This is a genomic window from Acinetobacter sp. YH12137 (assembly GCF_013418535.1).
Lineage (GTDB): Bacteria > Pseudomonadota > Gammaproteobacteria > Pseudomonadales > Moraxellaceae > Acinetobacter.
In genome coordinates this window covers 96,272-115,741 of sequence record NZ_VPBW01000005.1, presented here as the reverse complement: position 1 = coordinate 115,741, position 19,470 = coordinate 96,272, and the positions used below count along the sequence as shown (strand labels likewise).

21 protein-coding genes are annotated in these 19,470 nt (G+C 42.6%); 12 read left to right on the top strand and 9 right to left on the bottom strand.

The window, feature by feature from the left end:
* Position 1: 1 nt before the first annotated feature.
* The 8 genes from cyoC (at position 2) to alr (ending at position 6,161) form a co-directional block, all read left to right on the top strand.
* The gene (gene cyoC, locus FTU72_RS04615) at positions 2 to 622 is read left to right on the top strand and encodes a cytochrome o ubiquinol oxidase subunit III (protein ID WP_166134969.1); all 621 of its coding nucleotides are present in this window, start codon (positions 2 to 4) and stop codon (positions 620 to 622) included.
* Positions 619 to 948: a cytochrome o ubiquinol oxidase subunit IV gene (locus FTU72_RS04610; RefSeq protein ID WP_171064814.1), complete on the top strand. Its 330-nt coding sequence runs from the start codon at positions 619 to 621 to the stop codon at positions 946 to 948. The genes cyoC and FTU72_RS04610 overlap by 4 nt, the downstream gene beginning before the upstream one ends.
* Positions 949 to 958: 10 nt before the next feature.
* Positions 959 to 1,837 carry a heme o synthase gene (gene cyoE, locus FTU72_RS04605; RefSeq protein WP_180052488.1) on the top strand — a complete coding sequence of 293 codons (879 nt, stop codon included), beginning with the start codon at positions 959 to 961 and terminating at the stop codon, positions 1,835 to 1,837.
* Positions 1,838 to 2,120: 283 nt separating this feature from the next.
* Positions 2,121 to 2,507 (top strand): 30S ribosomal protein S6, encoded by a 387-nt coding sequence (gene rpsF, locus FTU72_RS04600; RefSeq protein WP_004696436.1) that lies wholly within the window; start codon positions 2,121 to 2,123, stop codon positions 2,505 to 2,507.
* Between the two features lie 12 nt (positions 2,508 to 2,519).
* Positions 2,520 to 2,747 carry a 30S ribosomal protein S18 gene (rpsR, locus tag FTU72_RS04595; protein WP_004278792.1) on the top strand — a complete coding sequence of 76 codons (228 nt, stop codon included), beginning with the start codon at positions 2,520 to 2,522 and terminating at the stop codon, positions 2,745 to 2,747.
* A gap of 9 nt (positions 2,748 to 2,756) precedes the next feature.
* Positions 2,757 to 3,203 (top strand): 50S ribosomal protein L9, encoded by a 447-nt coding sequence (gene rplI / locus FTU72_RS04590; protein WP_004783880.1) that lies wholly within the window; start codon positions 2,757 to 2,759, stop codon positions 3,201 to 3,203.
* Positions 3,204 to 3,419: 216 nt separating this feature from the next.
* Positions 3,420 to 4,859: a replicative DNA helicase gene (gene dnaB, locus FTU72_RS04585; protein ID WP_004783882.1), complete on the top strand. Its 1,440-nt coding sequence runs from the start codon at positions 3,420 to 3,422 to the stop codon at positions 4,857 to 4,859.
* A 231-nt stretch (positions 4,860 to 5,090) separates the two neighbouring features.
* Positions 5,091 to 6,161: an alanine racemase gene (gene alr / locus FTU72_RS04580; RefSeq protein ID WP_179992464.1), complete on the top strand. Its 1,071-nt coding sequence runs from the start codon at positions 5,091 to 5,093 to the stop codon at positions 6,159 to 6,161.
* Between the two features lie 62 nt (positions 6,162 to 6,223).
* Here alr and FTU72_RS04575 read toward each other — a convergent pair whose 3' ends face one another.
* The 5 genes from FTU72_RS04575 to FTU72_RS04555 all read right to left on the bottom strand — a co-directional run bounded on the left by FTU72_RS04575 (position 6,224) and on the right by FTU72_RS04555 (position 10,485).
* A complete protein-coding gene (locus FTU72_RS04575) occupies positions 6,224 to 6,655 on the bottom strand; it encodes a BLUF domain-containing protein (protein WP_179992463.1) in 432 nt (143 codons plus the stop codon).
* A gap of 114 nt (positions 6,656 to 6,769) precedes the next feature.
* On the bottom strand, positions 6,770 to 7,504 hold the full coding sequence (locus tag FTU72_RS04570) for a proteasome-type protease (RefSeq protein WP_004783888.1): 735 nt from the start codon (positions 7,502 to 7,504) through the stop codon (positions 6,770 to 6,772).
* A 20-nt stretch (positions 7,505 to 7,524) separates the two neighbouring features.
* Entirely contained in the window at positions 7,525 to 8,304 is a 780-nt protein-coding gene (locus tag FTU72_RS04565; protein ID WP_179992462.1) for a transglutaminase family protein, read from the bottom strand.
* A complete protein-coding gene (locus FTU72_RS04560; protein ID WP_004783892.1) occupies positions 8,301 to 8,903 on the bottom strand; it encodes an alpha-E domain-containing protein in 603 nt (200 codons plus the stop codon). Before FTU72_RS04560 ends, FTU72_RS04565 begins: the two co-directional genes overlap by 4 nt.
* A gap of 22 nt (positions 8,904 to 8,925) precedes the next feature.
* Positions 8,926 to 10,485, bottom strand: a complete 1,560-nt coding sequence (locus tag FTU72_RS04555) for a circularly permuted type 2 ATP-grasp protein (RefSeq protein ID WP_179992461.1) — start codon at positions 10,483 to 10,485, stop codon at positions 8,926 to 8,928.
* Positions 10,486 to 10,726: 241 nt separating this feature from the next.
* Here FTU72_RS04555 and FTU72_RS04550 point away from each other — a divergent pair, with 241 nt between their 5' ends.
* Positions 10,727 to 11,749 (top strand): YafY family protein, encoded by a 1,023-nt coding sequence (locus tag FTU72_RS04550; protein WP_166134987.1) that lies wholly within the window; start codon positions 10,727 to 10,729, stop codon positions 11,747 to 11,749.
* Between the two features lie 459 nt (positions 11,750 to 12,208).
* Positions 12,209 to 13,879, top strand: a complete 1,671-nt coding sequence (locus tag FTU72_RS04545) for an FMN-binding glutamate synthase family protein (protein WP_004783900.1) — start codon at positions 12,209 to 12,211, stop codon at positions 13,877 to 13,879.
* Between the two features lie 82 nt (positions 13,880 to 13,961).
* On the opposite strand, the gene FTU72_RS04540 is transcribed toward FTU72_RS04545, so the two are convergent.
* The 4 genes from FTU72_RS04540 to FTU72_RS04525 are packed head-to-tail and all read right to left on the bottom strand — an operon-like array spanning position 13,962 to position 17,700.
* On the bottom strand, positions 13,962 to 15,005 hold the full coding sequence (locus FTU72_RS04540; RefSeq protein ID WP_180012056.1) for an alpha/beta hydrolase: 1,044 nt from the start codon (positions 15,003 to 15,005) through the stop codon (positions 13,962 to 13,964).
* Complete coding sequence (locus FTU72_RS04535; protein WP_166134989.1) at positions 15,005 to 16,144, bottom strand: YdcF family protein; 1,140 nt, start codon at positions 16,142 to 16,144, stop codon at positions 15,005 to 15,007. Before FTU72_RS04535 ends, FTU72_RS04540 begins: the two co-directional genes overlap by 1 nt.
* Before the next feature lie 5 nt (positions 16,145 to 16,149).
* Positions 16,150 to 17,187 (bottom strand): UDP-N-acetylmuramate dehydrogenase, encoded by a 1,038-nt coding sequence (gene murB / locus FTU72_RS04530; RefSeq protein WP_166134992.1) that lies wholly within the window; start codon positions 17,185 to 17,187, stop codon positions 16,150 to 16,152.
* Between the two features lie 3 nt (positions 17,188 to 17,190).
* Positions 17,191 to 17,700 (bottom strand): low molecular weight protein-tyrosine-phosphatase, encoded by a 510-nt coding sequence (locus FTU72_RS04525; protein ID WP_004783908.1) that lies wholly within the window; start codon positions 17,698 to 17,700, stop codon positions 17,191 to 17,193.
* A 118-nt stretch (positions 17,701 to 17,818) separates the two neighbouring features.
* On the opposite strand from FTU72_RS04525, the gene FTU72_RS04520 reads away from it, so the two are divergent.
* Together FTU72_RS04520 and FTU72_RS04515 are read left to right on the top strand one after the other, a co-directional pair.
* Positions 17,819 to 18,976, top strand: a complete 1,158-nt coding sequence (locus tag FTU72_RS04520) for an iron-containing alcohol dehydrogenase (protein ID WP_125278997.1) — start codon at positions 17,819 to 17,821, stop codon at positions 18,974 to 18,976.
* Between the two features lie 54 nt (positions 18,977 to 19,030).
* On the top strand, positions 19,031 to 19,465 hold the full coding sequence (locus FTU72_RS04515) for a thioesterase family protein (RefSeq protein WP_104425981.1): 435 nt from the start codon (positions 19,031 to 19,033) through the stop codon (positions 19,463 to 19,465).
* Positions 19,466 to 19,470: the final 5 nt, after the last annotated feature.

The window sequence follows — 19,470 nt, the reverse complement described above, 5'->3', positions numbered from 1 at the left end:
CATGGCTGAAGTACTTCATCACGATAACCACGGACACGATGAGCATCATCATCACGATGATACTGACATCACTGTCTTTGGTTTCTGGACTTACTTGATGAGTGACCTTATCCTTTTCGGTACACTCTTCATTGCATTCGCTGTTTTAAGTAGCCACGTTCCATTAGGCACTCCAAGCGCGCGTGATCTGTTTGGTGATTCATTAGGCTTCGTTTTAACTGAAACGTTTGCCCTTTTGATCTCTTCCGTAACTTTTGGTTTTGCCGTTCTAGCTGCCTACAAGAAAAACGTTAGTCAGGTTCTTACCTGGTTAGCGATCACTTGGTTATTTGGTGCTGCCTTCATCGGTATGGAACTTTATGAGTTCAATCATTTAGTTCATGCTGGTCATGGCCCTAGCACTTCTGCGTTCCTGTCTTCGTTCTTTACGCTGGTAGGTACGCACGGTATCCACGTGACTTCAGGTTTGGTATGGATGATCGTGTTAATGATTCAAATCAAGAAATATGGTTTGACTCTGCCTAACACTCGTCGTCTTGCGTGCCTAAGCTTGTTCTGGCACTTCCTTGACATCGTATGGATCTGTGTATTCAGCGTAGTTTACTTGATGGGAGTTCTATAATGAGTCATGATCATAACGCTGCTGGCGAATCACACGGTAACATGAAGCAATATACTGTTGGCTTCATCCTGTCTGTTGTCCTTACTGTAATTCCATTCGGTATGGTCATGGCAGGTGGTTTTAGCCGCGGTATCTTGATTACTGCTATTGCAATTACTGCAGTCGCTCAGATTCTTGTGCAATTAATTTACTTCTTGCACATGAACTCTTCTTCAGAGCAACGCTGGAACGTAATTGCATTTGTGTATACCATCTTAACCATCGCTATTCTTTTAGTGGGTTCTGTATGGATCATGAACTACCTACACTACAACATGATGATCTAAACTGGTTGTCATGCTGAAAAAGTATTTATTCCTGACTAAGCCAGGAATTCTCTTCGGTAACTTTGTTACCACTTTGGGTGGCTACTTCGTAGCCACTCAAGGTTCTGTAGATTTCCTTCTCCTGCTTCTTACTCTTATTGGTACTACTCTCGTAGTGGCATCAGGATGCGTGGTCAATAACGTTATTGATCAGGACATCGACCAAAAAATGCAGCGCACGCAAAATCGCGCACTTGTCAAAAAAACTATTTCTGTACCTGTTGCTCTCACCTTTGCTTTTGTACTGGGTGTGATCGGTTTTGGCTTTTTATGGTTCTGGGTAAATGCATACGCTTTCCTATTCGCAGTTATTGGTTTTGTCGTATACGTTGGTTTTTACAGCTTATGGACAAAACGAACAACTATTCACCAAACACTGGTAGGCAGTATTTCTGGTGCAGCACCGCCTGTGATCGGTTATACCGCAGTTGCAAGCCAGTTTGACCTGGGTGCCCTTTTAATTTTTCTAGGGTATGCACTCTGGCAAATGCCCCATTCATGGGGAATTGCAGTCTATCGTTTTGAAGATTACAAAAATGCAGGCATTCCAATTCTGCCTGTCGCCCGTTCAATTCGACGTACCAAGATCGAATCTTTGATCTACGTGATATTGTTCGGAATTACCATGAATGCTTTATTTGTTTATGGTTATGCAAACTGGATCTATCTGGTGGTATTAAATCTGATGACGCTTTACTGGATCTATCTCAGTATTCAGGGCTTTAAAGCTGAAGATAATCAGGCATGGGCAAAACAGTATTTCATGTTCTCGGTCAAACTAATTACCGTGATCAGTATTATTTTCAGTTTTACTTCTACTGCCCCGCAGAATCCAATCATATTCTTTTAAGAAGATAGAGTTTTACTCTATCTTTTTTATTTCTCCTGCTAAATACCTAATTCCTTTCAAGCTTACTTAAAGTAACTGTGTTTCTTCTAGAAATTTCCCTCTTGTAAATTTTTATTTGCTTCCATACCTACTTAAACATTCATCATCTGGCAAGATTTGCTTGTATTTCAGCCCCAAAACCACTAAACTTCACGCTTCGCATATTATGCGACACAACCAAGGTTGTGACTCCTTGCTTCAATTTCACTTAAATTGGGGCTGTTTAAACCGTAAGGAGCTGACAATGCGTCACTACGAAATCGTACTATTGGTACATCCAGACCAAAGCGATCAAGTTGTGGGTATGGTAGAACGTTACCTGACTCACATCAAAGAAGCTGAAGGTCAAATCCACCGTCTTGAAGACTGGGGCCGTCGTCAATTGGCTTACCCAATCAACAAGATCCACAAAGCTCACTACATTCTGATGAATGTTGAGTGTGGTCAAACTACTCTTGATGAGCTAGAAGAATTGTTCCGTTATAACGATGCAATCATTCGTAGCCTTATCATCCGTCGTGAAAACGCTATCACTGAAGAGTCACTATTGGCTAAGAGTGCTGAAGAAAAACGTGCGCGTAAAGCTCAACGTGAAGAAGCACAACAAGCTCAAGACTCTGCTGAAGCATAAGGAGAACCTAACATGGCACGTTTTTACCGTCGTCGCAAGTTCTGCCGCTTTACAGCTGAGAACGTTACGTACATCGACTACAAAGATATCGACACTTTAAAACAGTACATCACTGAAAACGGCAAGATTGTTCCTAGCCGTATTACAGGTACTAAAGCTCGTTACCAACGTCAGCTAGCACTTGCTATCAAACAAGCTCGCTACTTGTCTTTGATCCCTTACACTGACAATCATAAGTGAGGTTGAGCTGTGGATATTATCTTATTACAACGCATTAAAAACCTTGGTAAACTTGGTGATAAAGTTTCAGTTAAAGCTGGTTACGGCCGTAACTACTTGATCCCTCAAGGTAAAGCAGTTGCAGCTACTGAAGCTAACACTGCTGCTTTTGAAGCTCGTCGTGCTGAACTTGAGAAACAAGAAGCTGAAGTATTAGCTGCTGCTCAAGCACGTGCTGACCAATTGAACGAAGTAAACATCGTAATCACTGCGAAAGCTGGTGATGAAGGTAAACTGTTCGGTTCAATCGGTACTCGTGACATCGCTGACGCGTTGACAAATGCTGGTCTTACAGTTGACCGTGCTGAAGTTCGTCTTCCAAATGGCGCACTTCGCAACACTGGTGAATTCAACATCGCAATCCAATTGCACCATGATGTTGCTGCAGAAGTTCTGGTTACTATCGTAGCTGAGTAATTTCTCACCGAAAAAAGGGCATGCTTTGGCATGCTCTTTTTTTATCTCTAAAAAATATAATCTGCTCAACAGTAGAAAATTCAATTTATTCTTCGCGTTCACAAAAAATTGCACTTCGCATTTTGGTTCAGACCGCGTATCATTTCATCTCGTAGTGAATAAACCTTATTCATCTCCGACAATATTTAACCATTGTATTTAAAATCAGGGATTTATATGTCACAGGCGAATGCCAGCAAAAAGGCACCTACCGCTAAACCAGAAATTGTTGCTGATACCCAACTTAAGGAGTTCCGTACTCCCCCGCACAATTTAGCGATTGAACAGGCTGTACTTGCTGCCCTTATGACTGTGGCTGAATCTTTTGAACAAGTCGGCGATGTACTTACCGAAAATGATTTTTATGCGACCCGGCATAAATATATCTTCCGTGCCATTGAACAGCTTTCTAAAGAAAACTCGCCTTATGATGCAGTACTGGTTCATGACTGGCTGATCAAGCAGAACTTACTCGATGCGGTCGGTGGTGAAGAATATTTAATGCAGCTGATGGCTGATTCGCCTTCGAGTTTCTATAACCTGGAAACCTATGCCGGAAAAATTAAAGAGTTCTCTACTTTACGTAGCATGATCAAGGTCAGCTCTGAAATTTTACAGAATGCCTATGACACTAAAGGCCGTCCGGTGAGTGAAATTCTGGATCTGGCTGAAACTAATATTTTCTCGATTGCCGAACAACATAATAACAATGCCAAGGCTCAAGGTCCAAAAGCGATTAATACCGTTGTAGCTGACGTGTTCGACAAGTTGAATGAACTGTCCCAATTAGAAGGTTCAATTACCGGTCTGACCACCGGTTTCGTGGAACTAGACAACAAAACTTCCGGTATGCAGGCCGGCGATTTAATTATTGTCGCAGCCCGTCCCTCTATGGGTAAAACCACCTTTGCCATGAACCTGGTCGAAAGTGTGCTGTTTAACAACAACCTTCCTGCGCTGGTCTATTCGATGGAAATGCCAGCGGATTCGATTGCGATGCGTTTGATTTCCTCTTTCGGCCGTGTACATCAAGGTCACTTACGTGCTGGTAAAATGGACAGCGATGAATGGTCAAAAGTGACTAGTACCATTGTGCATTTACAGGAAAAGCATCTTTATATCGATGATTCCTCTGCACTACCACCGACTGAGGTTCGTGCGCGTGCGCGTCGTATTGCCAAAATGCATGGCGGTAAGCTCGGTTGTATCATGGTCGATTATCTTCAATTGATGAAAGTACCGGGTATGGGTGATAACCGTGTAGGCGAGATCTCGGAAATTTCTCGAAGCTTAAAAGCCTTGGCCAAAGAGATGCAATGTCCAGTCATTGCCTTATCACAGTTGAACCGTTCTCTAGAAAACCGTCCCAACAAACGCCCGGTGATGTCTGACCTTCGTGAATCTGGTGCGATCGAACAGGATGCCGACTTGATCATGTTTATTTACCGTGACGAGGTTTATAACAAGGAATCGAAAGAAGCCGGCACTGCCGAGATTATTATCGGTAAACAGCGTAATGGTCCAATTGGTACCGTACGTCTGGCATTTGAAGGTCAATATACCCGTTTCAGTAACCTCTCTCCTGAGTTCTATGCCCAGTATGATGATGAAGAGTAAGTATTCAAGTTTGATCTGAGTGTAGAAAAGAGGCCGAAATGGTCTCTTTTTTATTTAGAATGCTTGCTGTGCATGAAATTATATAAATGAGCATGTCCATTTATAGTAGATAGGTCTACAATATTCACAATTTTGAAATGACCGCTTTTGTTTTCACAATCCTGTTATTTCTCTCCCTGTTTTGTGTGTTCCACACGATATTATTTTTGTCATCCCGCAGGAGTATCTAGGGTGCGCCAAGCTACAGTTTATATTGACAGTGAAGCACTGCAATATAATTTAAACCGTGTCAAACAACTTGCCCCAACCGCTAAAATCGTCAGCATGGTCAAAGCCAATGCTTACGGACATGGAATTAAAGACTGCTTAGCAGCCTTAAAAGATAGTGATGCCTTTGGTGTCGCCTGTCTGGAAGAAGCCCTGGAAATTCGTGAACTCGGCTACCAGCAACCCATTACCCTAATCGAAGGCATTTTCTCTGCAGATGAAATGCAGGTTGTGATCGATCAGAATATTGAAGTCATTGTGCATCATCAGCCACAACTGGACTGGTTACTGGCAAATAAAGAAGCCTATATTGCGAAAGGCCTAAAAGTTTGGGTAAAACTCAACAGCGGTATGAACCGTCTTGGTTTTAAAATTGATGTGATTAAAGATGTGATCAATCAATTAAAAGCAGAAGGTTTTACCTGCGTGCTGGCGATGCACTTTGCCAATGCTGATGCGGAACATCCTCTCAATGAACAGCAAATCCAGCAGTTCTTGGAAGTGAAGAATGACTGCGCACCTTTAATGGGTTCTTGCTGTAACTCAGCTGCGATCTATAAATATCCAGAATTGCATTTTGACTTTGTTCGTCCGGGCATCATGCTCTACGGCGCGACTCCATTTGCAGACAAGACTGTACATGATCTAGATCTAAAACCAGTCATGACTTTTACCGCTGAAGTGATTGCATTGAATAATATCAAACCTGGTGAACATGTCGGTTATGGTTCAACTTTTACTGCTGACAAAGACATGACCTTGGCCATTGTTTCTATCGGTTATGGTGACGGTTATCCACGTGCTTTCCCAAAACAGAACCATGTAGCGATTAATGGTCAGCAAACCCGTGTGATTGGCCGTGTGGCAATGGACATGATTGCCATTGATGCAACTGGTCTCAATCTGGAATTGGGTACTGAAGTCGAACTATGGGGCAAATCCCGTCTGGTCGATGATGTGGCTGAAGCCAATGGCACCATTGGTTATGAATTGCTTTGCCGTATGTCTGCCCGCCCGGTACGCAAACTAGTTTAAAGAAAAACTATTTAAAAATAAAAAAGCCCAACTCATGTTGGGCTTTTTTATATTGTCAGCATTCAAGCTGATTTTTGCTCTTCATTTTCGATTAATGACAGTTCAAATAATAAAGCATCTACTTGTTCCTGGTTAAAATCATTAGGCGTAAAAACCTCAAATCCCATTTCTTGGCAGAATTGTTGAATAGAACTACGTTTAGAAATATATTTCATTGACCAGTCGCCAAAAGTACGCTGCTCAATCTCTTTGGTTTCAAATAGTTTAATATTTTTATGGCGTGGATCTTTAGACAGTCTCTCTGTCAGTAAAGCTTTTAAAACCAGACATTCCCCTTCCAGGCACTGGAAAAAATGTCCATCAGCAAAATAAAGCACCCCTGTTATTTGATTAGAATGATTAAAATCATGTGCTTCTTTAAGGATATCCGTTAAATCTTGAAGTAAGTCGGCTTTGGACGAGGTACTTTCACTGGCGTAACAAAATTGGTACATGCGGCTAACCTCTATTCTTATCTATGCAATATCGTATAGAAGTTAGCACTGTACACTAAGCAGTCAATTTTTACTAATTCTTATAAGAAAAACTTATTTTTATTTCTATAAATATTATAAGAAATAATCATTCGATGGGGTGGGTAATTCAGCCAGGCCTTTCTTTAAAGTTTCTGACCATTGCCGACTGATATCCGTAAAATATTCATCGTCTTCAGCAATACGTTTACCTTTCGGCATCATTAAGCTGTCTTTTTTATAGACAAGTACATCCAGTGGCATACCGACAGATACATTTGAACGTAAGGTAGAAGCAAAAGAAATCAAAGAACAACGTAATGCTTCATCGAGTGGCATATCATAGGTCAAGGCACGATCCAGAATCGGCTTACCGTATTTGCTTTCACCAATCTGGAAATATGGCGTATCTCGTGTCGCGCAAATAAAATTGCCTTGCGGGTAGATATGATAGAGCTGCATTTCCTGATTTTTAATCTGGCCGCCGACCAGGAAATTACAATAGTAAGTACTTTGTTCTAAACTATCATCCGTGACATTGGCAATCACTTTTTTGAGTGTATTACCCACCAGTTCCGCAACATCAAACATGGTCGGTAAACTCAGGATATTCGGTTCCTGCCTGAGTTCCAGCTGATTTCTGATATGTCCGATTACCGCCTGTGTTGTTGCCAGGTTTCCGGAAGCCTGGAGTACGATAACGCGCTCCCCATCTACCCCAAAGGTATATAATTTTCGAAATACCGAAATGTGATCCACACCAGCATTGGTACGTGTATCACTGATAAATAGCATACCTTGCTCTAAACGAAGGGCACAACAATACGTCATTTTTTGTCCTTATTAATGAATTAACATCCTAGTACCTGGACGATGGAATACATGGATTCCACACCGCCTTCTTCTCTTACACCACGTACTGGTGCAACATCCCAATAGTCGCGCCCCACCGCAACATAGACATGCGCACTAGGCGTAAATAACAGGTTACTCACATCAAAACAGTACCATGCCTGTTCAATAAATACCTCAGCCCAAGCATGACTCGCCAGATGTGAGGCATTCTGTGCATAAAGATAACCTGATATATAACGTGATGGTAAACCTAAATGTTTACACATGGCGATAAAAATATGACTGTGATCCTGACAGACGCCCTGACGTGCTTCAAAAGCATCAATAGCAGACCCCTGTACCGTAGTACTATTTGATATATAAGGAACGTGTTCGAGTACGGCTTGAGCCAAGCCGATTAAATGTTTACGAGTTAATGCTGGAACATGACGATCTGCAAAATCCTTCATCTCTGCATTGCATTTTGTTGCTTCAGTCGGCTGTAAAAATAGATATGGATTTAAGGAATCATTTAAGCCCTGCTCATGCGCGAGATTTAGCTCAACGATGCCTTGTGCCATGATCATCAGGCTATGATAGGATTCACGCTGTGTACTGGTCATCCAGAGATTTTTAAAGGCATCATGCCGAATCACTTTCTGACCCGGTACACTGACATCCCAATAATGCACCTTCTGATGTTCATTGGTGGAAGGCATCATTTTGATGTACTGAATACTGTTCCTCACCTCGGCTGTGTACGTGTATTGCGTTTGGTGATTCACCATCAATTTCATACATCAGCCTCGAACAAGCGATGAATATGATCACTAAACTGGTAAAACTGCTTCAGATCAGGTGCGGCACGTAACTGTGTCCAGTATTGTTTTACACTGCCCCAACCAATCTCACAGAGTGTATCCACAATATAATCGATTTTACATAAGGTACGGGTAGTATCCTCACCGAGACGTAACTGCTGATCTAGCTGTTCCAAACATTGGCCCAGACTGAAAAATAGAAATACATCTGATGATTCTGCTTCTAGAATTTCGGCACAATCTGTCACGACATCGCAGATATAACCGGCATTCTGATCCGCAGTTTTAATCAGTTTCAGTAGTTCGGAATAGGCTTTGCCAGACAATACACCGCGTAATTCCTGAATATTGTCTTTTGCCACCTGAAACTGTTGGGTAAATGAAGTCGGTTGGGTACTATCCAGAACCAGCTCATTTAATGAACTGGCATCAAACGCAGGCAAACAGAAAGCATGTGCATAAGCCACAGCGGCTTCATCATCTAAAAATGGAAAATGCGAACATAAAAACTGGGTACGAGATAAATAACGGCCTAACCAAAAAATATGTTGCGCATTGGTATTTAACAAAACCATGACGTTATCCTTCTTTGGAATGTTATGAATGTAAGTTGTCGACTACCCAAGTATCTTTGATCCCGCCACCTTGCGATGAGTTGACCACCAGTGAGCCTGCCTGCATGGCTACCCGGGTCAGACCACCTGGCACAATTTCAGTGCGGTAAGGTGAGCTCAAGACAAAAGGACGCAGATCAATATGTCGTTCAGCAATACCAAAATTGCTTAAAGTCGGACTGACCGACAAATTCAAAGTTGGCTGCGCAATATATAAATGCGGCGCAGCTAAAATTTTATCTCTGAAAATATCAATATGCTGTTGAGAGGCTTGTGGCCCAATCAGCATGCCGTAACCGCCAGAACCTTGTGCTTCCTTGACGACCAGCTGATCCAAATTTGTCAACACATAGTCCAGATCTTCCGGATTACGGCATTGGTAGGTTGGAACATTATTTAAAATCGGTTTTTCACCCAAATAAAAATGAATCATTTTATCGACATAAGGATAAATCGATTTATCATCTGCCACACCTGTACCCGGGGCATTTGCGATTACAACATTGTGCTGTAAATATGCGGACATTAAGCCCGGAACACCCAAAGTACTGTCTGGTTTAAAGCACAGTGGATCAAGATAGGCGTCGTCGACTCTTCTATAAATAACATCAACCTGTTGACGCCCACGTATTGTTTTTACATAAACCTTCGAGTTCTCAACAAAAAGATCACGTGATGTCACTAAAGGCACATTCATCTCCCTTGCAAGGCAAGCGTGTTCATAGTATGCACTATTGAAACGACCCGGGGTCAAAACTACAATGAATGGATTATCGGTATAAGCATTTTCCGCCAGAATTTCTTTTAAGAGTTTTGGATATTGTTCAATACCGGCAATATTGGATTGCTCAAACACTTTTGGCATTAACTTCTGGCTGATCTTGCGGCATTCCAGCATATAAGACACCCCAGATGGCGTTCTCAGGTTATCTTCCAGTACATAAAATTCACCTTTGGAATCTCGGATAATATCAATCCCGCTAATCTGGCTATAGATACTGCCTTTCAAATGATGCTGGTACATATGTGGCTGATACGCTTCATGGGTGAGCACCTGAAGCTCAGGGACAATATTGGCTTTAAGAATATCCTGCTGATGATAAATATCATGCAGAAACAGGTTTAAGGCTTGAACACGCTGTGCTGAACCGAGTGCCACCATATTCCACTGTTTACGGGCAATCACCCGTGGGATTACATCAAAAGGAATAGTCCGCTCAGTGCCTTGCTCATCTCCATACACGGTAAACGTAATACCGTCATAAAGAAAATGTTCTTTTGCTACTTCATTTAGCTGATTCAGTTCATCTAGTGTATGCTGTGACAGCCATTCTTCAATTCGTTGACCTGCCTGACTGTGTATTACCTGATGATCACGCATTTCATTGAAAAATTTCGAAGAAATCTCTTGGTATAAAAAATGCGGACTGTGCTTGATTGAAATATTAAGTGCTGTAGTATCTGTAAAATTTTTGCTTAAATCTGCTGCAGTATGATTTTCTACTGTTGTAATAGTATTTGTATCCTGGCTTTCTTTTAGCATACAAACCTCTTCATTGTAATCTATTATAATAAAATCAAAGCAATATCCATGCCATGACATCCGTTTCGAAGTCTGTATTAACCCAGTAAAGTGCCTATTCACTCAATATCATTTTTCGCCAAGATGTTTACGGATTGTAGGTCAATTGTTGCGCAGAATAACTTGCGAAAAAAATTCAGATTTCTTATTGTGGTAAGCTCATATTTAATTTGTTTCCACTGATTGCCAGTAAAAATACATTATGTCAGCACAAGAAAAAGAAACCTCCAATAGCCTTTACCGCCAATGGCAAATCTTGTCGCGTCTTTCTACCGGCAAATGGATGGGAACCCGTGAACTCCAGGAAATCCTGAATCGCGAAGGGATCGAGATCAGTTTACGCACCATTCAGCGTGACCTGAATCAGATTGCCCAGCGTTTTCCGATTGAGAGCAGTAAAACCACACCACAAGGCTGGCGCTGGCGTTCAGATGCCCCTATTCAAAGCTTGCCGCATATGACCAGTTCACAGGCGGTGACTTTTATGATGGTGGAAGAACATCTCAAACACCTACTGCCACCTAGTCTGATTGAAGAAATGAATCCCTGGTTTGATCTGGCTCGACGCAGCCTGTCTTCACAAAATAACGTACGACAATGGATTAACCGGGTCAGAATCGTGCCAGCTACCCAACCGCTTATTCCGCCTGTCGTTGATAAAACGGCCCAACAGGCGATTTACGAAGGCCTGTTACAGGACAAACAGCTGGAATGTGTTTATCAGGGTCGTGGTCATAATGGCGAAGAGAAAACCTATATTTTAAATCCGCTGGCATTAGTGCAAAAAGGTTCAATTATCTATCTGGTCTGTACCCGTCATGATAAATCGGATATTCAGACCTTTGCCCTGCACCGTTTTAAATCAGCAGAGGTGCTGAATTCTCGTGCCCTACACCCGGTAAATTTTGATATTGATGAATATATTGAATCTGGCGCTTTAGGATTCCGGGTCGATTTTAACCAGCCAACGGAAAATGTATTGCTTCAACTGAGCATGCCTGAATCTGATGCGCACTATTTTGAAGAAAGTCAGCTCAGCAAAGATCAAAAAATTGAAAAAATTGAAAATGGCATAGCCCTGATTAGCGCAACTGTGCCTTTTACCTCACAACTGGTTTGGTGGTTACGAAGTTTTGGCAATAAAATCAAAAATATCGAACCAAAAATAGTGGCAGATGCTGTTTACCAAGTGAATGAAACTGATTCAGTCTCTTCCAAAGAATAAAAAAGTCCCCATTTTGGGGACCTGATCAATTTATCATTTTATTTTTATTATTGCTCTGGTGGTCTGCTACTGAGCCAGTCTGCTTTCCTCTTGCCCCAGAAAACAGACCGGATGTGTCACATTAGAAATTAAAGAGTACGGCAGCATGAGCAAGCCAGCTCTGCATTATTAAAACGGATCGATTTTTTTGTCATAATTTACACTCCTACTGTGGGGGTAAAATCACTATAAAACGCTTAAGCCTGTTTTTGAAATAAAAAGAATGCATGCCTTTTGCACAATTTTTCCATAGAAGATTATTTGGAAAATTTATTATCTATCTAGAAGTCAGGTATAGCGGCCTACGCCCCATTTTCAGCAAGTTTATAAAATTAAAAAACAATTCTATGCTTGTATAAGCCAGGGAGCTCTGCACATTATTAAACGCTATCGTAGTGGAAATAGGGATTTAATTTCATAATGGCTAACCCTGCGCAATTAGTACGACACAAATTACTTAATACTTTCTTTTCACGGCATTCGGTCTGGTTTGCCTGCATCACCATCGCCGTTATTTTTACGATTTTTCATATCGGTTATGAGCCGCGCTATATTTATTATTTTATGCCGGCAACCTTAGTGAATACACTATGGATCGTTAGTATTCTGCTGAGCCTGCTAGGCCTATATGACGTCTTGCAGAACAGACATTCAATCTTAAAAAATTATCCGATTATGGGCCACTTCCGTTTTATCTTTGAAGAATTCCGCCCCGAAATTCGTCAGTATTTTATCGAAGCAGATCGGGATGCTTTGCCATTTTCACGTATGCAGCGTAGTCTGGTGTATCAACGGGCCAAAAATGAAAATTCAGATAAGCCCTTCGGCTCAATCATGAATGTCTATGAAGAAAACTATAAGTTTATTAGCCATTCCCTCACCCCTTGCCGACCTGCTGATCCAGAAACCTTTCGTATTCTGATCGGCAATGAGCAATGTACCCAGCCTTATTCTGCTTCTATTTTGAATATCTCGGCTATGAGTTTCGGGAGTTTAAGTGCCAATGCGGTTCGGGCTTTGAATCTTGGTGCGCAAAAAGGCAAATTCTTTCATGATACCGGTGAAGGTAGTATCAGCCCTTATCATCTGGAACATGGCGGTGACATTGTCTGGGAAATTGGTAGCGGCTATTTTGGTTGTCGGACCTTAGAAGGTCAGTTTGATCCGGTAAAATTTGCAGAAAAAGCCAAACTTCCTCAGGTAAAGATGATTGAAATCAAGCTTTCACAAGGTGCCAAGCCTGGACATGGGGGGATTTTACCTAAAGCCAAGATTTCAGAAGAAATTGCTCAGATTCGCGGGATTAGCCGTGAACATGACTGTGTCTCACCTTCTGGACATCCGGCGTTTAAAACCCCGATTGAAATGATGAATTTCATTCAACAACTACGTGAGCTTTCTGAAGGTAAGCCAGTCGGATTCAAGCTTTGTCTGGGTCAACCTTGGCAATTTATGAGTATGGTGAAAGCCATGCTACATACCAAAATTTATCCTGATTTTATTGTGGTAGATGGATCTGAGGGCGGTACCGGTGCTGCACCAATTGAATTGATTGACTATATGGGTACTCCTTTAAGAGAAGGTCTTTTGTTTGTGCACAATACCTTGGTCGGTGCAGGATTGAGAGACAAGATTAAAATTGGTGCAAGCGGGAAAATTATCAGTGCCTTTGATATTGCTAGTACCATGGCACTTGGGGCTGACTGGGTTAATTCAGCGCGCGGATTCATGTTTGCAGTCGGATGTATCCAGGCTCAAAGTTGTCATACCAATCAATGCCCTGTGGGAGTCACTACTCAAGATAAAGAGCGTCAAAAAGCCCTGCATGTCCCGACTAAGGCCGAGCGAGTGTTTTATTTCCATAAAAATACAATGCATGCCCTGTCTGAGCTAATCGCTTCAGCAGGTTTAAAACATCCTTCTGCTATTAAACCGCATCATCTGGCACAGCGAATCAGCAATCATGAAATCAAGAACTTTGCCCAGATTCATTTCTGGCTTAAAGAAGGTGAATTATTACATTGCGAAAATAAAGATGAGGAAAATTTCTATTTCCGTATGTGGAATATGGCCAAATTGGAAAGTTTTTGAGCTTATAAGAATCAAAACTTAGTCAAATTAGACAAGAAAAAGGCGTTTACTGAAACGCCTTTTTAATTGGGAGTAAGATAATTTAATAATAGGTCTTACTGCCATGCGCATGTAAAAAGGCTGGAATTAAACCTGTTAATGCTGCACGGATATCCGCGCGCTCATTAATCAGTTGATGTGAACCTTCTTCCAGCATTAACAAAGTTTGCAGGCGGAACTTGCGACGGATAAATTCAATATTATAACGCCAGTCCACTGTCTGATCCTGAGCACCTTGAGCTAACCAGACAGGGATTCGGCAAGCTGGACGTGCTTCCATTTCCAGCATCCAGCGTGACATCGCCAGAATCCAGTCCATGCCCATCATGCGGGGTTGCAAAGGATCTTTAAGGCGGATAAAACGCAGAAATTCAGGATTATGGTTATTACGGCGGAAATGACGCGGTACTTCACGCTTGATCCGGCTGATAATGCCAAGTCCGAGCGGATTATGCCACCAGGCAGTTTTAGCCGGACGAATCAACGGTGACAATAACAGCACGCGATCTACAAACGGATTTTCGCGTCGTTCTGCAAATTCGAGCAAATGATGCATCCAGATCGCACCACCGGTACTTTGTCCAATGCCAACCCAAGGTTTAGGTAATTGCTCGGCATGCTTCACATAACGATATACCGCATGCAAAACCTGCTGGTAATGATCAAAATTCTGGATACTGGCAGATGAACCATCGCTGAGACCATGCCCCGGCAGGTCATAGGTCAGGACGCTAAAGCCCTGTTCCAGCAACTCACGTACAATCGGCTGATAAATTCCGCTATGTTCCAGATATCCATGTAACAGAAAGGCCGTTCCCTGAATCTTGTCAAAACGGGTATTTTCCAGATTTGGCGTAAATACCTGCACATGCAATTTAAACAGCGGCATCTGTACATAGCCCTGCCAATGCTTGCAATCCAGTAAATCAAAACCATACAGTCTGCGATAAGACAGCAGATCAATAGTCGGCTGGTCATCCCTGTTCAAGTTTAAGGGCTGCAAAAGATGTGGCGTTGTTTCCCTGCTTGGCACAGGTAAATCCAGCTGCTTCAGGATGGTCGGATTTAAAAACGGAATATCAGACATTAAGGCACCTCCCGACAGTCACTGGAGCCAAACCACATATCGCGGATAGTGGCCAGCATTTCATAATTGGCACGGCGACTATGATCATAATTTTGTCGACTTGGACGCCAACGGGTCAAGGACTTCGGCATCGGTGCTTCCACTGGAATGGTTTGAATACCATTCAGTGCAAACAGACGACGGGTACGCGGCATATGATAACGGTCAGTAATCAGAATCACAGTCGGTGCCCCACCTTTTTTTTGCAATAATAACGAGCTGAAACGGGTATTTTCACAGGTATTCATGCTGCGGTCTTCAAGCAATTTGGCATCGACATTGTAATTTTGTAACCAGCGCTGCATATACGGCGCTTCCACACCACTTAATACGATCGGTAACTGATACTGTTTTTCAACTGCGAGTGTGGTTTCCAGACGTAAACGGGTATAGTCATTGACCACAATATCCTTGCCATTTTCATGCAAGGTTAGACCACCACCTAAGACCACAATGGCATAAGGTTTAGACTGATTGACCGGTTTCTGTTGCTGCTGTTCCTGCAGTAAAGCCAGATCTTCCTTGATTTCCTCTTTCGCTGTGACCTGTACGGCACTCGCTTCTTCATCTTCCAGAGGATGAGTCGTTAAGAATTCAACATATTGTTCAATCCGTTCCTTGTTTTCATTACTGTCCCATTCCAGCAGTTCGCGGACCTTCTGAGTCGGGTCAACGGCTTCCACAGGTTCTTGCTGGGACAATAAAGGCACTTGTGCAGGCTGGTTCTGTTCTGCTTTTTCTTCCTGCTGTTCACGCTGATGTTCTTCAATCATCTGTTGCAGTACCTTGTAACGTGCCTGAATCAGCATCAGATTGGCAGAATGATTTTGCTGGATATCCTGCTCCATCACACGCAAATAAGCCTGACGGGCAATCCACTGATCAGAACCTGGTTCGAGCGTATCATCTTCACTCAAGGAAGCCATTTTCTGGCTTTGTGCTGCAACTTCGTTAATTTCAAAGGACACAAATCGATTGAGTCCCTTAACCACAAGCTGCGAATAAAATGGCGAATAGATCAACATCACCAGACAGCCGAAAAATACAAACAGTCCTGCGACGATTTGTACTAAACGGACCATCCAATGGGTGTTTTTCATATACGTTATTTATCCTGATGAGATCGAATTAAGCCTTTACAATCAAATAATACCGGTTCAGGTTCGAGCATAATCTTGAATTTGTCCCAGACAGCCTGCTGTACTGCGCCATAGGCTTGACGGACATCCGTCAGAGAAGCATGACCATAGTTCACCAGAACCAGTGCCTGTTTATGGAACATGCCAACTGGCCCAAGCTGTTTCCCCTTCCAGCCTGCCTGATCAATCAGCCAGCCTGCCGCCATTTTAACCTGATCATTGGCCTGTGGATAATGGGGCAAATTAGAAAAATGCACAGCAATTCGGTCAAAAACCTGTTGATTTACGATAGGATTTTTAAAGAAACTTCCCACGTTTGGAAATTCTTTAGGATCAGGCAGTTTGCTCTGACGAATCCGGATCACCTGCTGCTGCAAGTTTTCTGCTGTGAGATTATCACCCACCGCTGCTTTAAGATCACCATAATTCAGTTTCAGATTTGCCTGTTTTAGTAATTTAAAAGTAACGTGTGTAATCACATAACGTGTTGGATCATCTTTAAAAATACTATGACGATAGGAAAAATGACAGTCTGAAGCAGGAATGGAATCAAATTTTTTCAGCTTACGGTCATAGACCTCTACCGCATGAATAAATTCGCCGACTTCGACACCATATGCCCCAATATTCTGCACTGGAGATGCGCCGACCAGTCCGGGAATCAGGGCCAGATTCTGTAGACCATAGAGTTTCTGTTCTGTCGTCCAGAGTACGAAGTCATGCCAAACTTGGCCCCCACCTACCCGCAGACATTGATGCTGCTCATTTCCTTCTAGCATTTCAATGCCCTGGATATCCATATGCAGGACGAGAGCATCAATCTGTTCCGGCAATAACATATTGCTACCGCCAGAAAGAATCAGCACATTCAGTTGTTGCTGCTCAGCAAACTCCAGTGCAGCAATCAGATCATCAGTTGATTGGATCCGGCTGTAGTAAGCGGCAATCACTTCGAGATTTAGCGTATTAAAAGGTTTAAGTTGAACCTGAGTCTGAATCTGCATGACTTAAACCTTTTCTGTTTGATGTTGTTTAAAAATTTCTACCCAGGCCCGACTGCTGGACTCACATTGGTTCAGGACACGCTCAAAACCATCTGCCCCGCCATAATATGGATCTGGCAAAGCCTGTTTTGGATAGTGCTGATCATGTTCACTCATTAAAGCAACCTGGGCACGCAGGCGTCCGAATTCTGCCTCTGCCTGATGCTGGAGCGCCTGAATATCTGCCAGATTTTCCAGATCCATCGCTAGAATCAGATCATAATCAATAAAATCATGGGTTTTGAGTTGACGCGCACGCAGGCCAGAAAGATCATAACCCCGTTTTAAGGCATGTTGCTGGCTACGCAAATCAGGTGCTTTCCCCGGATGGTAATTACTGGTTCCTGCTGAGTCGACCACAATATCGAGTTTCTGTTCATCACAATAATGTCTGAGTACCACTTCTGCCGTGGGAGAACGACAAATATTTCCCAAACAAACACATAACACCTTATATGGCGTTCTGGATGACATAAACAACCTCAGAGTTAATCATTTTCAAGATACTTATGTTAAGTTATTTACCTGATGAATCCTATATCACCGCCCCATAATAATTTTGTATTTGCGATAAAAATTAAAGGATAAAGACATGAATCGATTTCAGTTTCAAACCGTTCCCAACATCATCGCCGGCCTCGGCACGATTCAGGAATTATCCTCTATTCTCAAACAGGGCCGTTATCAGCGTGTTTTACTGGTCACTGATCCAGGCATGCTACAGCATCAATTACACCTGCCTATTCTGGAAATTATTGAAGATGCGGGACTAGATTATGCAATTTATTCCGATGTACAGGCCGACCCACCTGAGCATGTAGTGCTTGAAGCAGCAGATTTTGCCAAACAGGAAAATGTCGATATCGTGATTGGCTTTGGTGGTGGCAGCTCTATGGATGTCGCCAAGCTGATCGCAATCTTGAGTCATCCGGCACAGCACCAATCTTTGTCTGATCTGTATGGCGTAAATCAGGCTACTGGCCCCCGTTTGCCCTTGATTTTGGTTCCTACCACTGCAGGTACAGGATCTGAAGTTACTCCGATTTCAATTGTCACTACAGGTGAAACTACCAAAACCGGAATTGTGGCACCGATCCTGTTTGCAGATACTGCCATTCTGGATGCAACCTTTACCCAAAATCTGCCGCCCTTAATTACTGCTGCGACCGGCATTGATGCCATGGTCCATGCCATTGAAGCTTATACTTCTAAAATCAAAAAAAATCCCTATTCCGATATGCTGGCCAAGCATGCCTTAAAACTGTTAAATGCCAATCTTCAACGTGTGCTAGATGATGGTCAGGATCTGGACGCACGTCAAAACATGCTGGTCGGCTCGATGCTAGCAGGTCAAGCTTTTGCCAATGCACCAGTAGGTGCAGTGCATGCTTTGGCTTATCCATTAGGTGGACATTTCCATATTTCGCATGGACATAGTAATGCACTGGTATTAACTGAGGTGATGAAATTTAATACGCCGGATGCCAAAGCCCTCTATGCCGAACTGATGTGCTGGTTAGATCCACAAAGCAAAGGCTGCCATGATGGCCTGACTGACCTGTTTATCGATCATTTTAATAATCATCTGGTGAAAAGTGGCTTAACCCTGAAACTTAAACAGTTAGGAATTCCTGAACATATGCTAATGATCATGGCCGAAGATGCCATGAAACAGAGCCGCCTGTTACAGAACAATCCACGTGAACTTACTCTGGAAGATGCTTACAACATTTATCAGGCGATCTATTAGATTTAGGATTATTTTCGACTCAGCAGATCTAGCCACTACAAGTTATTTAAAAATATGAAAGCAGCTCTTAAACAACGCGAACATTATTCATTTTTTCTGCCGATACAGACTCGTTGGGCGGACAATGACCTGTATGGCCATGTCAATAATGTCACTTATTACAGCTATTTTGATACGGCCGCGAATGCCCTTTTGATTCAGGAAGCCGCATTTGATCCCAAATATTCTCCAATGATTGGACTGGTGGTCAGCTCGCAATGCCAGTTCAATCAGGAACTGTCTTATCCGGAAATTATTGAGGTAGGTGTCGCCATAGAAAAAATGGGGAATAGTTCTCTCAGCTATGATCTGGCAATCTTTAAAATGAATTCTGATACGGCAGCCGCTCAAGGCAGTTTTGTGCATGTGTTTGTCGATCGCTACACACGAAAAAGCACCCCGATTCCAGCTGAAATGCGGGATGCTTTAGCGCGTTTTGTCTCAGCCTAAAATTA